Genomic DNA, 15652 nt, shown 5'->3' on the forward strand with positions numbered 1-15652 from the left:
TTTATGATTTTTCCGAAAAATGCAATAGATAAATTGGGCTTTACTGACATTAAAGACCTGATTAAAGATAAATGTTTGAGTGAATCTGGAAAGGAGATGGTGGAGAAAATCCAGCCTCAGGTAAAGCTCGAACAGATAGATAGATTTCTGCGTCAAACACAGGAGTTTAAGGATTTGTTGATTAACGATGCTCCGCTACCTGTAGACCACCTGTATCCGATAAAACCGCTGGCAGAAAAGGCGCGTGTAGAAGGCTCTTTTTTAGCAGAAGAGGAATTTCATCGTATTTTGCTTTCATTGCGTACGGTGTATGCCATTATTCGTTACTTCAATGAACGAAACGGACAGTATGTCCACTTAGAGTTGCTGTTTGAACATCTGCCGATTGAAACGAAAATTATCCGGCAGATCGAAGTGGTGATTGACGACCGGGGTAAAATGAAAGATAACGCCTCTCGCCTGTTATTGGATTTAACACAGCAAATACTTAAGAGTGAGCAAGAAGCGCGCAAGCGTATTGATCAGGTATTTAAGCAAGCACAAAATAATGGTTGGACAGCGGACGGGAACTTAACGATCCGGGACGGTCGCCTATGTATTCCGATACTTGCGGAAAACAAGCGCAAGATGAAGGGCTTTATACATGACGAATCTGCTACTGGACAAACAGCTTATATAGAGCCAGAAGAGGTTTTTCACCTTAACAATAAAGTAAGGGATTTAGCCTTTGAGCGCAGACGGGAGGTTATCCGTATATTAACGGAGCTAACCACCGAACTGCGTCCACATGTTCCGCTACTGCTGGCGTATCATGGCTTATTGAGCAAGCTCGACTTTGTTCGCGCGAAAGCGTTGTTTGCCATTGACATCGAAGCGGAGATGCCAGAACTGTCAAAAGAGGCGGAGATTAATCTGGTCAATGTCCGGCATCCGTTATTGTTATTAAATGCGCGAAAAGAAAATCATCCGCCCGTCGTTCCTTTAAATATCAAGATAGATCAGGAAGACCGTGTAATTTTAGTGTCCGGGCCGAATGCTGGGGGTAAATCGGTTTGCATGAAAACCGTTGGCTTGTTGCAGCTTATGGTGCAATCGGGATTACTCATCCCGGCAGAAGATACCTCTAAAGTGGGTTTTTTTCGACAGATATTTGCCGATATAGGCGATGACCAGTCTATCGAAAGCGACTTGAGTACGTATAGTGCCCATTTGTCAAAAATGAAGCATTTTACGGAGTTTTCAAACGCGCGGACACTGGTGCTAATTGATGAGTTCGGTACGGGAACAGATCCCTTGTTTGGAGGCCCCATAGCAGAGGCGGTGTTGGAAGCGCTGAATAAAAAAGAGGTGCGCGGCGTGATAACAACGCATTACTCCAACCTGAAAGTATTCGCAAGCAATACGGCGGGTTTGGAAAATGCTTCCATGCTTTTTGATAATGTGGAGATGCGTCCGTTGTATGTGCTGCAGGTTGGAAAACCGGGAAGTTCTTATGCTTTTGAAATTGCGCAAAAAATTGGTTTGCATAAGGAAATTTTACATGCTGCTAAGGATAAAATAGGTGTTCGTCAGAAAAAAGTGGATACCTTATTGGTTGATTTGGAACGCGATAAGAAGGAGATCTACGACACGAAGGCAGCTATCGTGATGCGGGAACGTGAGCTGGAAAAACTAAAGAACGAATATGAAGGCTTACAGGGTTATCTGGAAGAAAATAAAAAGCAGATTATCCGGGAAGCCAAGGAGGAAGCGCGCCAGATATTGAAGAACGCTAATAAACTGGTCGAAAATACGGTTGCGGAGATTAAATCAGTACAGGCGGATAAAGAAAAAACGAGGGAAATAAGACGTCGCTTGCATGATGAAGTGGATAAACATACCGAGAAGAAGGCAGTCGATAAACAGGTGACGACTGCGCAACCGGATGAATCTATCAAGGTAGGGGATTGGGTGAAAATTCTTGACGCTGATACGGAGGCGCAAGTGATCGAAGTGTCGAAAGGTAATAACCTGATTTTGGCGCTTGGCGAATTGCGTACGGTTGTCAAGAAAAATAAGGTGGTTAAACTGCAAGGAAAGGAAAAAGCTAAAGTGATAAAGAAACACAAAACGATAGCCACGGAATCCGCTGCAGATTTTCAACCTGAACTTGACGTCAGAGGTATGCGGACGGAAGATGCGCTACGTCAATTAGAGACCGTGTTGGATCGCGCTGTCATGATCGGTTACCCTACGCTGAAAATCTTACATGGCAGGGGGGATGGCATACTTCGGAAATTCATTCGCGATTATTTACGCAAATATAACCATGTTTCCCATTTTGAAGACGAGCATGCTGACCGCGGTGGAGACGGTATTACATATGCGCATATTCAGTAAGAGTAGGGACGCTGGCTAGCCTAAATTATTGAATGAATATACGTAATCTAAGGCAAGGATGGCATCGTTTGCACGGCGGATATTTTTTTGTGTACCTGCGATTTCGTAGACTACGGTAAGATGTTCGCCGCTTTTTTCTACGCCTTTGCGTTGCGGCTTTACTTTAAATTCTTTAATGAAGTTTTCGAATTCTCCCAAATTCGATATTTCCATGTTTTGAAAAGTGACATGGATGGTCCGTACAAAATAGATGTTGGTAAGTAGGTTCTCGATTTTTTGAAACAGCGAAAGGATAATCACCATGCAAAAAGTGAGTATAAAGCCGAAGGTGTAATTCTCGAAGCCAATCATCATGCCTACCCCCGCCATAGACCAAATGACCGCTGCCGTTGTCAACCCCTGTACCGTAAACTTACCTTGGTAAATAACACCTGCGCCGAGGAAGCCAATCCCCGTGACAATATTGGCAGCGATACGATCGTCCGAAATATTGCCCATACGGGAAGTCAATGTAAAGATGGTGGAGCCTAAGCAAATAAGGATGATCGTACGGAAACCCGCAGATTTATTTTTAAATTCACGTTCAAAGCCAACGACGGCTCCACACAAAATGGATACCAATATACTCTCGATAGGAAGCTCTTCTAACCCCGCAAACATATTGTTATAGATAATGTAAATTAATTGTTATTTCGTACTGGTAGTAGAACGGTTTTCTACTGATAAAGTTTAATAGGGGGCAGTAAAGCCCCCAAAGTTGCGTAAAGCCGGAATACTAAAAATTCGGCTTCATTAAATACTTGTCGTAGAAGCGGAATATATGATCTGCTGCTTCTTCAGCGGTGTCCACAAAGCGATAGAGTTTCAGGTCTTCCTCTGAGATATAGGCGTTACCAAGCATGCTCTGTTCGATCCAATTGAACAACCCTTTCCAATACTCGGTTCCGACCAAAACGATTGGGAATCGGGCGATCTTTCCGGTTTGGATCAAAGTCATGGCCTCAAATAGCTCGTCCATTGTACCAAAACCTCCGGGCATTACAATGTATCCTTGGGAATATTTGGTGAACATGACCTTGCGGACAAAGAAATAATTGAATTCTAACAGTTTGTCCCGGTCTATGTATTTGTTATGAAACTGTTCAAAAGGCAGCTCGATATTCAGTCCAACAGATTTACCGCCTGCTTCGTGTGCGCCTTTATTGGCAGCCTCCATAATTCCGGGCCCGCCGCCTGAAATCACGCCGTAACCTTTGTCGGCAAGCAAGCGTGCTATTTCGACGGTGATTTTGTAATATTTATGATCCAATGGTGTTCGGGCGGAACCAAAAATAGATACACAGGGGCCTATTTTAGCGAGCTTTTCGAAACCATCAACAAATTCGGCCATGATTTTAAAAATCTGCCATGAGTCTTTTACTTTTATTTCTTGCCAAGTTTTATTGGCAAACGAGCTTCTGATTTTGTCTTCTTTAACCATATATAACAACTTATTGAGATTTCCAAGATAGGGATTTTTTTACTTATTTTTGTGCATGCATTTTTCGTCACGACTTTTAGAGCAGGCAGTAGATGAATTTGGGCGTTTGCCTGGAATAGGCAAAAAAACAGCCTTACGCTTGGTACTGCATTTGTTGAAACAATCAAATAGCGACGTAAGCCGTTTTACGCATTCCATAGACCAGCTTAAAGAACAGATACGTTATTGTGCAACCTGTTTTAATATTTCCGATCAGGAGGTGTGCGAAATCTGTACGTCTGTAAAACGGGATCATGAAACGATCTGTGTGGTGGAGGATACACGAGACGTGATGGCTATTGAGAATACAAATCAATACCAAGGGGTTTATCATGTGCTCGGTGGGCTTATTTCGCCGATGGATGGCGTAGGCCCTTCCGATCTGAAGATTGATGCGCTGATGGAACGATTGAAGAATGGTGAGGTCCGGGAGATTATTTTGGCGCTTAGTGCCACCATGGAGGGGGATACGACGATTTTCTATTTGTATAGAAAACTAAAGGATTTTGATGTGCAGGTCAGTACAATCGCTAGGGGTATTGCTTTTGGCGGTGAATTGGAATATGTTGATGAAATAACCTTAGGGCGATCTATCGCTACGCGTGTGCCTTACGAAAGAAATATAGGATAGGCCCTACGTTACATTTTCTTTAATATCCATGAAAAACCAATACTGGTAAAAATTAATAACCCGGCGGTTCCAAACCATAAGGTTTGGTAGCCGAAATGCGCCGCGACGTATGTGCCTAGATAGGGCGAAAAGATATTGGCGGCCGCGAATGCCAATGAATTAAATCCCATATAAGCACCTTGTGTATTCGGTGTAGCTCGGGATGCACTGATAGTCGCTGTGAAGGGTAAGGTAAGCATTTCGCCTACACAAAGCACGAACATTGCAAAATATAGCCAGGCTATACCCAAAGGAATAGATAGCATGAAATAAGAAATTCCTGCGACGGCGGTTCCGAAAATCATGACTTGCCGTGGGGAAAAGCGGCGTTCAACACCGTGTACTAACAGCATCTCAAACACGACAATGCTGAAGCCGTTGAAACCTAAAAGCATCCCAATTTGTACTTCTGACAGCTGAATAACTTCTTTATAATACAACGGAACGGTACTCAACAGTTGAAAGAAGGCCATGGAGAATAGACAACAGAAAACGTTAAAGACGATGAAGGGCACGTCTCGGTAGGCATTCCGGTCATTTTTTGTGATTATTTTTTCTTCTTTCTGTTGTAGGGGTGCGGTAGAGCGCGGCTTGCGGTTTCGGAAAAAGATAATGAAGACAACAGCTGCGGATAATGCAGCAATAGCATTACCGTAAAAAATCCAGCTGTAAGAAATCATAGCTAGAAAACCACCCAATGCGGGGCCTACAGAAAAACCGAGGTTAACGGCCATGCGGTTCAGGGAATAGGCTTTTGTCAAATTTTCGGGTTTGGCGTATCGGGCTACGGCAACGGAGTTGGCGGGGCGAAAGGTGTCGGCAACGAGGGTCAGCAAGAAAATCATACCCGCTAAGCTCTCGAAGGTTCTGAATTGTGGCAGTATAATAAAAATAGGAACCGCCAGTAATAAGCTAGTAGCCTGCACTCGGAAATTACCCAATCGGTCGGTCAGCCAGCCTCCCAGCCAGGAACCACATACAGAGCCCAGCCCGAAGCAACCTAATACCATTCCGACCTGTGCTTTACTGAAATGCAGTTCCGACGCCATGTACATGCTCAGAAATGGAATTACCATGGAGCCTGTACGGTTAATAAGCATTACTAAGGCTAATAACCAAGCTTCGGTAGATAAACCCCGATAGGAGTTCATATAGAGTTGTACTAATTTTTTCAAATCAGGAAAGAATGTGTAAAAAACAAAACGGACACCTTTTAAAGCGTCCGTCTATAACTTTTTAAATAAAGACTGACTAACTTTTTTTGTGTATTTTGTAAAGTCTACCGGCGTCTGTAATCGCAAATATTTCGCCGTTCTTACCTTGTGCGACATCACGGAAACGCTGTCCTTCTTTCTGGAGAAGCCTTTCTTCGCCGACCACCTTATTATCTTTTATAACGAGCCGAGCGATATGTGTGCTACTTAAGCCTCCGTTAAACAAATTGTTTTTCCATTCTGGAATTGCATCACTGGTATAGAACATAAGCCCACTTGGAGATAATACGGGATCCCAATAATAAACGGGTTGTTCTAATCCTTCTTGTTGTTGGATAGGTGGATTTCCAATTTCTTTTCCACTATATTCTAACCCATAGGTAATAATAGGCCATCCATAATTTTTTCCTGCTTCTATCAGGTTAAGTTCATCACCTCCACGTGGACCAAATTCTGTAGACCATAAATCTCCAGTTTCAGGATGTATTGCCAAACCTTGTACATTCCGGTTTCCATAGCTATAAATTTCCGGACGAGCTTCTTGGTTTGAAGCAAAAGGATTGCCAGGAGCTGCCTGACCGTCTTTTGTGATGCGGACAATTTTCCCCAAAGCAGATTGGAGGTCTTGTGCTTGCGGTCTTGTTTCTATGTCAGAGCGCTCACCAGTACCCACGAACAAGTTGCCTTCTTTGTCAAAAACAATACGTCCGCCGTAGTGAAGCCTACCATCATAAGTTGGTAGTGCTTGGTAAATGACTTGCGCATTTTCAATGGATTTTTCATCGTCTGCCAAACGGCCTTTGGCCACCGCGGTGTGGTTACCGCCTGCTACGGGTTCGGAGAATACCCAGTATACGGTTCTGTTGGAAGTAAAGTCAGGGTCGAGTGTAAGACCAAGAAGCCCACCTTGGCCACGTGCGTCCACTTCTGGGATGCCACCAATTGCCTCACTAAGTTCGCCGTTTTCGGAAACGATACGCATACTGCCTTCATTTTCTGTAATTAAGAGACGGCCATCTGGAAGCACGGCGATTCCCCAAGGAGATTCGAGCTTGTCTGTTACAACATGGCTTTCATATGGTGTCTGCGTCTTTACGCCCGGCGCTCGAGTTTGCCCTTCAAAAGCAGGTTTATAGTCTGTATTGGGTTTGTTTTTTTCTACTGGAGGATAGATACTGTCTGTTACAGCGTTGTTATCTGACGTTTTGGAAGCCCCATTACTATCGCAAGAAGCAACTATTAACGACGCTGTCGATAATAATAAAAAAGCTGGAAATGTTCGTTTCATCTGTTAAATATTATTTTTTAGTATGTCTTTTTATTTAAGCACTAAATGTATGAAAATGTTTTGGTAAAGCATAAAAAAAGGTTTTCAAACGGGGAGAATGAAAACCTTTAGCTAACCAATTATAAACCTAAATTATGATGCTGCAAAGATAAGGTCGTTTTGGTTAAAAAACAAATATTTTTTTATTTTTCTTACGAATATCTCTAGATCATCCATCGTAATAAACTTGCTCCCCAAGAAAACCCTGCTCCGAATGCCGTCAACATCAACAAATCGCCTTTTTGTATCAATTTGATATTTTCCCAAATACACAACGGAATGGTAGCCGCAATGGTATTACCGCGATATGCTATATTCGTTAATGTTTTTTCTTCTTGAATATTAATTTCCTTGCCTACGGCATCAATGATACGTTTATTTGCTTGATGCGGCACGAGCCAGTTAACTTGTTCTATGCCCAATTGATTGCGGTCTAAAATATGCTTGCAAGCGTTGCTCATTGATTGTACGGCTTGTTTGAATACAACCTTGCCATCCTGCCGCAGATACCTACGTTCATCATCTGGTGTTTCTTGACTAGTTGGGTATAAGGATCCACCGCCTTCAATATTTAGAAACTCACGTCCATCACCATTACTTTGCATAAAGGCATCCATCACACCGGCCTCCGCGGATGGTTCCAGCCAAATTACGCCAGCTCCGTCCCCGAAAAGTATATTGGTAGAGCGGTCATGGATATCCACGAATGCACTGATATTATCTGCTCCGACAATAAGTACATTTTTATATCGTTCTGTTTCTACCAACGAAGCACCCATATCCAAAGCATATAGAAATCCCGAACAGGCGGCGTTCATATCGAAGGCCCATACATTTTTTAAACCCAGCTTGCGGGCAATGATGTTGGCTGTTGCGGGCATCAACACGTCAGGCGTTGAGGTTGCTACGATAATGGCGTCGACATCAGCAATATCTTTGGCGTATCGCGTACACAAATCCTGGATCGCCATAACTGCCATATCCGAGGTGGCCAATCCCTGCTCTAGAATACGACGCTCTTTAATTCCCGTACGTTTTACAATCCATTCGTCCGACGTGTCGCATACTTGCTCTAAATCGAAGTTGGTTCTTCGCCCTTGCGGAACATAACCACCGATAGCAGTAATGGCAGCATGGGGTCGGGAAGAATAAATGTTTTGCATAAATTTGGTTTCTCAAAATAAAAACAGGGCAAAGATAGGAAATTTTATGATTAGTTTGGATAAGATAAAAACATTGGAACTATTTGTTTTTGGTAACTTAAACGTAAAAAAATAGAAACATTCAAAAAAAGCAAATCGGAAGTGCTCCCGCAAAGCCTGTAAAATGTATATTTACCTCACAGGCAAATGTTGGTCACAGGCAAGTGTTGGGGGATGGCAAGGATCAATTTTTTTATTATTAACGGAGAAGGGGTTTGGAAATACTTTTAATAGAAGATGAACCGTCGGTCATATCGTTGATAGAACGCGGACTTAAGGGAGAAAATCATCGGATTAGCATAGCCATGGATGGCTTCACGGGCCTCAAAATGGCAGGGCTGAATCGTTATGATCTGATTATTCTCGACGTGATGTTACCAGGAATGAATGGGCTGGATGTTTGTAAGAATATACGCATGGCAAATGAAGAGGTACCTATTCTTATTTTAAGTGCGCTGAATCAAACGGAGGATATTGTTGAAGCATTTAATCGGGATGCCGACGATTACTTGACCAAGCCTTTTAAGCTAGATGAGCTCCGAGCGAGGGTGAACCGGTTTTCACGTCGTGCAACGAATCGAAAATCCACGTCAAATACCGTTTCTATTGGTAACTTGGTGATTGATCGGGACAGCAAAACCGTGACTCGTGGCAACACACCTATTATACTGACTGCTACAGAATATCGTTTGTTGGAATATTTGCTCATAAACAAAAATAAAGTATTGTCCCGGGTGGACATCCTCGAGAAAGTGTGGAGTATGGACTTCAATATGGGTACAAATGTTGTTGATGTCTATGTGAATTATCTACGAAAAAAAATTGACCACCCATTTGAAAAGAAGCTGATTCACACCGTAATCGGTATGGGTTATGTGTTGAGAAATGAAAATTAAGACCCGGATTATTTTACTTTTTACGACGATTTCAATATTTTATATTGTGTCGTTCGCCATATATGTGTCGTATTTTACGCGTGACAGTCTGCAAACCAAGTTTTACCATCGCTTGGAAGAGAATGCGACAATCGTGGGAAATCATATCGTCCAAAATGACGAGTATAATAATCAAATATATTATGAAGTAAGGCGTAAATACTTGGCACAGCTGTCAGCGGGCAAGGATTATCTCCTGAGGATTGTAAAAGATAGTACGAATTTACGGTTTAAACCCGATCTTCCGATGCCTGCTTCTTTTTACACCGAAGCGATTGTAAACGGCAAAGCACAATATCTTGATGGAAAAACATCGTATGTGGCTGTGTTCTTTGTTGATTCACGGCATAAAGAAGATTTGTTGGTCATTTCGGAAGGCGTAGATGAGTATGGGCACGACGAACAACGTACGTTGGATAGGACCGTCGTGTCGGGCGCCTTAATCGCCGTTGCACTAGTTTTTTTATTGTCTTTTTATTTTGCAAACAAATTGCTGGTACCTATCCAGGCGATTAACAACGACCTTACCCAAATTGATATTTCCCGTTTGGATATGCGGTTACAAAATAAATTTAATAACGAAAACGATGAAATAGGCACTTTAATAGCTAACTTTAACTCAATGATGAGCCGCCTAGACATTTCAGTTAAATCCCAACAGAGTTTTATCGGGAATGCTTCGCATTCTTTGCGTACCCCACTAACGATTATTGGAGGGGAGGCAGAGTTGGCATTACAGAGTTTGGATAAACAACATGACGCTTATTATTCTGTAGAAACGATATCAAATCAAGCCAACAAAATGGATTTGATTGTCAATAATCTCTTATTGCTTTCACGTTCTGGCTTCGATCGGAAAATAGAAAACAAGCAACTCATACGGGTAGACGAACTGCTTTATGAGGTGCGTCGTAATGAAAAGGCCGTTAATCCAGAAGCCCGTATCCATTTGGATTTTTCGAATATTCCAAATGAAAGTCATCGGTTGAATGTATTTGTTAACCCGGATTTGTTTTATATTGCATTTAGCAACATTTTGTCTAATGCGTGTAAATATGGGGAAGACAACACAGTAACGGTCTCATTGGAATGTCATTTAAACAATATTGTGGTGAAAATTACGGACGATGGTATAGGTATTCCTAAGCAAGATCAACCTCATATTTTCGAATCGTTTTTTAGAGCCTCTAATGTTGGACAGATATATGGAAACGGTCTGGGACTCGTTTTAACGAAGAATATTTTCGACTTACACGGTGCCAAACTCACGATTGCTTCAGTTGAAAATCATGGAACTACTGTGACGATTGAAATTCCTGTTTGATTTTCTAATTTCGTTCTAATCTTAAATTAATGCGGCTCTTATATGGTGATAGTATACTTGTAGAAAGTAGGTTTAATTATAATTCATGAAAAAAGTTTTACTGTTTTTGACTTTAGGCTTAGTCGTAAAAGCCGGCTACACAAATGACGGGGATAAAAAGTCAGATACTGTTAGGACGCAATCAACTGCTGTCCAGGACACGTCGGAACGCGAGCCCGATCAATCTAAGCTGTTTAATTTTGATGTGCTGTTTCGAGGTGCGCTTATTGGCGACAACCTAGGTACGGACGAGGCCCTGACCAGGGCGAAATTGGAAGAAATCCGTCTCCATCTGCATGGAAACTATAATGAAGACCTTTCTTATAAAGTTCGTTTCCGTTTGAATCGTCCATTTTCGCCTACTTCGTTAGATAACAGTGCAGGCGCGTTAGATTTTGCGTTAATCGAATACAAATTTGGTAGGAACCGAAACTGGGACGTGACGATAGGTAAGCAAAGTGCGATGGTGGGATCGTATGAATTTGAAAATAACCCTATTTATGAATTTATGTTTACCGATTACGTCGACCGGATATTGAACTTATTCGTAACGGGAGCGAAGTTGGGCTACCACGTGAACCCACAACATTCGTTTCATGTGCAGGTGCATAATACGGTGAATGACAATTTCGATGACCGCATCTTAAATAATGGTTTTGCTATAGGCGATTTGGAACGTTCAAAAGTGCCCATGGGTGCGTATTTTACTTGGGTGGGAGCTTTTGCCGACCAAAAAATACATACGAAATGGTCTTATCATGTTTCTCAGTTTGCCGACAAACATACCAATCATGCTATTTCATTGGCGAATAAGTATAAAACCAATAAGCAAATGGTCTATTTAGATCTGCAATATTCGCACATGGGCGTAGACCATGCGCTGATTGCATCCAACGGAATCAATGATTTTTATAACCATACCGGAGCAGACAGGGTATTAGGAAAAGATATTGTTTATAAATCAGCGGTGTTGCGTTATGATCAATTTCTAACAGATAAGTGGGAAATCGCGTTGAAAGGTGCTGTAGAAACCGCCGGAAATGCAAAGGACCAGGAACTGGGTAAGAATTTTAGACAGAACTATACTTACTTTGCCGCACTACAACACAAGCCATTCCGAAAACAAGACATGCGTTTCTATTTAGGTTATATCGGCAATAGCATCTCTTATGCAGATAAAATGAATGTGGAGCGGCAACAGCTTAATAGATTAGCATTGGGGGCTTATTTTACGATACCTTTATTATAATAGCTTTAAGGAATATTAATAGAATAAAATAAAATCGATAACTATTATGCGTTTAACACCACGTGAAATCGAAAAACTAATGCTTCATACAGCTGGCGAACTTGCGGCTAAGAGGCTAAAAAGGGGAGTGAAACTCAACTATCCTGAATGTATCGCGTATATCAGTATGGAACTGATGGAGCGCGCGCGAGACGGCAAAACCGTTGCGGAATTGATGGAGTATGGTACAACATTGCTCAAAAGAAAGCAGGTGATGGAAGGTGTGCCGGAAATGATACATGATGTACAGATCGAAGTCACTTTCCCGGACGGCACGAAATTAGTAACCGTACACAATCCTATTCGTTAACCCTTAAAATCTAAGAAAATGGTTCCAGGAGAATACTTTTTGAAGAATGACGATATCAAAGCAAACATTGGCTATAAGACCAAGACGATATCGGTAGCTAATACAGGCGATAGACCTATTCAAGTGGGGTCGCACTATCACTTTTTTGAAGTGAATAAAGACTTGGAGTTTAATAGAGAAGAGGCATTTGGCATGCGTCTGAATATTCCGGCCAGTACAGCGGTCCGTTTCGAACCGGGTGAGAAGAAAAATGTCATATTGGTAGAGATCGGCGGAAACAAAGAAATCCACGGCTTTAACGGCTTGACCAATGGTAAATATACCAATGCGAAGGTGAAAGCTTCGGCTATCGATAAAATGAACAAACAAAATTTTAAATCTTCTAAATAATTAAAAAAACATATTATGGGAGAATGGAACAGAAGAGACTGGATTAAGATTGTCGGACTGGCAACTGCAGGAGTTGCTACGACAAAACTAAACGCCTTAGGTCTCGAAAAACTAGGCTTGGATAAATCGTCGATTCATTATGATGATGACGGTGCTTTGTATATACCGCGAGATAAATACGCTTCGCTATTTGGCCCGACTACGGGTGACCGTGTTCGTCTAGCGGATACGGAACTGTTGATCGAAATTGAAAAAGATTATGCCGTGTATGGCGAAGAAAATAAGTTCGGTGGTGGTAAAACGATCCGTGATGGTATGGGGCAGTCGGCACGTGCCTTGCGCGACGATGACGTGCTCGATTTTTGTATTAACAACGTGATTATCATCGACCATTGGGGGATTGTGAAGGCGGATGTTGGTATCAAAGACGGCAAAATTGTGGGAATAGGTAAGGCAGGGAATCCGGATGTGCAGGATGGTGTGACTCCGGGTATGGTTATTGGGCCGTCAACCGAGGTACACGGTGGCGCTGGTTATATTCTTACGGCTGGCGGTGTGGATACACATATTCACTTTATCAGTCCGACGCAGGTGGAAACCGCGCTATATAGTGGCGTAACGACATTTATTGGTGGGGGTACAGGGCCGGCTGATGGTACGAATGCAACTACAGTGACGCCAGGTAAATGGTTTATTCATAAAATGTTGGAAGCATTTGAGGATCTACCGATTAATGTTGGTTTCTTTGGTAAAGGAAATGTAACGGGATTAAAAGCGTTAGAAGAACAGATTGAAGCCGGAGCTTTAGGATTGAAAATCCATGAAGACTGGGGCGCGACACCTTCTGTTATCGATGCCGCTTTGAAAACGGCAGACAAGTATGATATACAGGTGGCTATCCACACCGACACATTGAACGAAGCTGGGTTTTTAGAAGACACTGTTGCAGCTATTAATGGTCGTGTAATCCACACGTTCCACACGGAAGGTGCGGGCGGAGGTCACGCACCGGATATCATTAAGATTTCCATGTATCCCAATGTTATTCCAGCGTCGACGAATCCAACAAAACCGTTCACGATTAACACCGCGGAGGAGCATTTGGATATGTTAATGGTGTGTCACCATTTGGATAAAAACGTAAAAGAAGATGTGGCCTTTGCTGATTCGCGTATCCGTCCGCAAACTATTGCAGCAGAAGATATTTTGCAGGATATGGGCGTTTTCTCGATCATGAGTTCGGATAGTCAAGCGATGGGACGTGTGGGAGAGGTAATTTCTAGAACGTGGCAGACGGCACATAAAATGAAGGTACAGCGCGGACCGTTAGAGCAAGACAAAGCTACCAACAACGATAACTTCCGTGTGAAACGCTATGTCTCTAAATTTACGATCAATCCGGCAAAAGCGCATGGTATCGATCAGTATGTGGGCTCGGTAGAAGTAGGGAAATTTGCAGATCTAGTGCTGTGGAAGCCGGAAATGTTTGGTGTTAAACCGGAGATGATTATCAAAGGTGGTATGATTCTGAGTTCGAAGATGGGGGATGCGAATGCTTCTATTCCAACACCTCAGCCTATTATTTATCGCCAAATGTTTGGTAACTTTGGTAAAGCTAAAACCAAAACATCGTTTAACTTCGTGTCAAAAGCTTCGATCGATAACGGTACGATCAAGTCTTTGGGGTTAGCCAGAGCATGTTTACCGGTAGAAGGTTGTCGCAATGTCATGAAGAAAGACATGGTACATAACGATGCAACTCCGAATATCGAGGTGAATCCGGAAACCTATGAAGTAACGGTAGACGGTGTGTTGGCAACTTGTGAACCGCTGGCGGAGCTTCCGATGGCACAACGTTATTTCTTGTTCTAAATGATTGTGTCCAATGGCATAGCAGGCAATATACGGACAGACGATGCGCTGAAAGAAAAATCTACTGATCGAGTTGAACTGGAATGGTTCGATACCGAAAAACGCATCTTGAGGGTGCGTACAGTGGGTGGTCAGGAAATTGGCTTTCGGAATCTACGTGGTGCGCCGCTACAGGATGGCGACATCCTGTTTGAGGACGAGCAGCGACGTATCGTTGTTAGTATATTGCCTTGCCTTTGTCTAATATTTCATCCCCGCGACTACATAGAAATGGCCAGAATCTGTTTTGAGATCGGTAATCGCCATTTACCGATTTACATTAATGAAACTGCGGAGGTAATATTGGCCTATGAGTCACCCCTGCATCAATTATTGATCAACGGTGACTATAGGGTTACGGTAGATACACGAGTGATTCTGCAAACGCATACGTTAAAAATGCACGAGTGGTCAACAAAAACAAAATTTAATATAACATTAGCAAAAGGCGAATGAATCCATTACTGACGTTGCTGCAAATTAATGATTCTGTTTTCCCGATAGGAAGTTTTACACATTCCTATGGCTTGGAAACGTATATCCATAAAGGTATAGTACACGATAGTAAATCTACCGAAGCTTATGCCGAAAAGATGTTGCGCTATAACTTCTTTTATAATGACGCGGCATTTTTCCACGAAACTTGGAAAATATGTGAGAAGAAGGCATTGAAGCAAAAATTGATCGAACTTGACAGCTTTATTACATCGCTTAAGTCACCTTATGAAATTAGAGAAGCCAGTAAAAAGTTGGCGATTCGGTTTCTGAAAGTGGTTGAAAGCTTCCAGTCGGTAAGGCGCTGCAAAACCTATTTGGAAGCTATTCAAGCGGGCGAAGCACACGGGCATTACCCGATGGCATTTGCGATGTATGCCCACGCTCAAAATATCACTTTGGAGGATGGCTTGAGTGCTTTTTATTATAATTCTTTAAATGGAATTGTAACCAATTGTGCCAAACTTGTTCCGATCAGTCAAATGGATGGGCAGAAGATTCTTTTTAAACTCCAGCCTTTGATAAAAGAACTGGTCAATAAGCAGGCGGATATGGATCCAGACATGATAGGGAACTGTTGTGTCGTACAGGATATTCGTTGCATGCAGCATGAAAAACTTTATACAAGAATTTATATCTCTTAATCATC

At 42.4% G+C, this 15652-nt stretch carries 15 protein-coding genes; 10 read left to right on the plus strand and 5 right to left on the minus strand.

Features of this window, described 5'->3' with window-relative positions; genetic code table 11:
- The first annotated feature begins 3 nt into the window (after positions 1–3).
- The gene (locus C5749_RS02580; RefSeq protein ID WP_105722737.1) at positions 4–2379 is read left to right on the plus strand and encodes an endonuclease MutS2; all 2376 of its coding nucleotides are present in this window, start codon (positions 4–6) and stop codon (positions 2377–2379) included.
- Positions 2380–2394: 15 nt separating this feature from the next.
- On the opposite strand, the gene C5749_RS02585 is transcribed toward C5749_RS02580, so the two are convergent.
- Both C5749_RS02585 and C5749_RS02590 read right to left on the minus strand, forming a co-directional pair.
- Positions 2395–3039, minus strand: a complete 645-nt coding sequence (locus C5749_RS02585) for an MgtC/SapB family protein (protein ID WP_105722739.1) — start codon at positions 3037–3039, stop codon at positions 2395–2397.
- 115 nt (positions 3040–3154) lie between these two features.
- Positions 3155–3859, minus strand: coding sequence for an LOG family protein (locus C5749_RS02590; protein WP_105722741.1), 705 nt, complete (start codon positions 3857–3859; stop codon positions 3155–3157).
- Positions 3860–3914: 55 nt separating this feature from the next.
- Here C5749_RS02590 and recR point away from each other — a divergent pair, with 55 nt between their 5' ends.
- On the plus strand, positions 3915–4529 hold the full coding sequence (gene recR, locus C5749_RS02595) for a recombination mediator RecR (RefSeq protein WP_105722743.1): 615 nt from the start codon (positions 3915–3917) through the stop codon (positions 4527–4529).
- Between the two features lie 8 nt (positions 4530–4537).
- Here the strand turns inward: recR and C5749_RS02600 are convergent, their stop codons facing one another.
- The 3 genes from C5749_RS02600 to C5749_RS02610 form a co-directional block, all read right to left on the minus strand.
- A complete protein-coding gene (locus C5749_RS02600) occupies positions 4538–5743 on the minus strand; it encodes an MDR family MFS transporter (RefSeq protein WP_105722745.1) in 1206 nt (401 codons plus the stop codon).
- Positions 5744–5819: 76 nt separating this feature from the next.
- Positions 5820–7070: a PQQ-dependent sugar dehydrogenase gene (locus C5749_RS02605; protein WP_105722747.1), complete on the minus strand. Its 1251-nt coding sequence runs from the start codon at positions 7068–7070 to the stop codon at positions 5820–5822.
- A 203-nt stretch (positions 7071–7273) separates the two neighbouring features.
- A complete protein-coding gene (locus tag C5749_RS02610) occupies positions 7274–8272 on the minus strand; it encodes a beta-ketoacyl-ACP synthase III (protein ID WP_105722749.1) in 999 nt (332 codons plus the stop codon).
- Between the two features lie 254 nt (positions 8273–8526).
- On the opposite strand from C5749_RS02610, the gene C5749_RS02615 reads away from it, so the two are divergent.
- From C5749_RS02615 to C5749_RS02650, 8 genes are all read left to right on the plus strand, one after another.
- Positions 8527–9207: a response regulator transcription factor gene (locus C5749_RS02615; protein WP_105722751.1), complete on the plus strand. Its 681-nt coding sequence runs from the start codon at positions 8527–8529 to the stop codon at positions 9205–9207.
- A complete protein-coding gene (locus C5749_RS02620; RefSeq protein WP_105722753.1) occupies positions 9197–10570 on the plus strand; it encodes a sensor histidine kinase in 1374 nt (457 codons plus the stop codon). The genes C5749_RS02615 and C5749_RS02620 overlap by 11 nt, the downstream gene beginning before the upstream one ends.
- Before the next feature lie 85 nt (positions 10571–10655).
- A complete protein-coding gene (locus C5749_RS02625) occupies positions 10656–11858 on the plus strand; it encodes a porin (RefSeq protein ID WP_105722755.1) in 1203 nt (400 codons plus the stop codon).
- Positions 11859–11904: 46 nt separating this feature from the next.
- A complete protein-coding gene (ureA, locus tag C5749_RS02630) occupies positions 11905–12207 on the plus strand; it encodes an urease subunit gamma (protein ID WP_105716306.1) in 303 nt (100 codons plus the stop codon).
- 18 nt (positions 12208–12225) lie between these two features.
- Positions 12226–12597: an urease subunit beta gene (gene ureB, locus C5749_RS02635; RefSeq protein WP_105722757.1), complete on the plus strand. Its 372-nt coding sequence runs from the start codon at positions 12226–12228 to the stop codon at positions 12595–12597.
- A 15-nt stretch (positions 12598–12612) separates the two neighbouring features.
- Positions 12613–14469: an urease subunit alpha gene (gene ureC, locus C5749_RS02640; protein WP_105722759.1), complete on the plus strand. Its 1857-nt coding sequence runs from the start codon at positions 12613–12615 to the stop codon at positions 14467–14469.
- Positions 14470–14964 (plus strand): urease accessory protein UreE, encoded by a 495-nt coding sequence (locus tag C5749_RS02645; RefSeq protein WP_245893594.1) that lies wholly within the window; start codon positions 14470–14472, stop codon positions 14962–14964.
- Positions 14961–15647, plus strand: a complete 687-nt coding sequence (locus tag C5749_RS02650) for an urease accessory protein UreF (protein WP_105722761.1) — start codon at positions 14961–14963, stop codon at positions 15645–15647. The genes C5749_RS02645 and C5749_RS02650 overlap by 4 nt, the downstream gene beginning before the upstream one ends.
- The last annotated feature ends 5 nt before the right edge of the window (positions 15648–15652 follow it).

It is taken from the genome of Sphingobacterium gobiense, from assembly GCF_002980575.1.
In the GTDB taxonomy this organism is placed as follows: domain Bacteria; phylum Bacteroidota; class Bacteroidia; order Sphingobacteriales; family Sphingobacteriaceae; genus Sphingobacterium; species Sphingobacterium gobiense.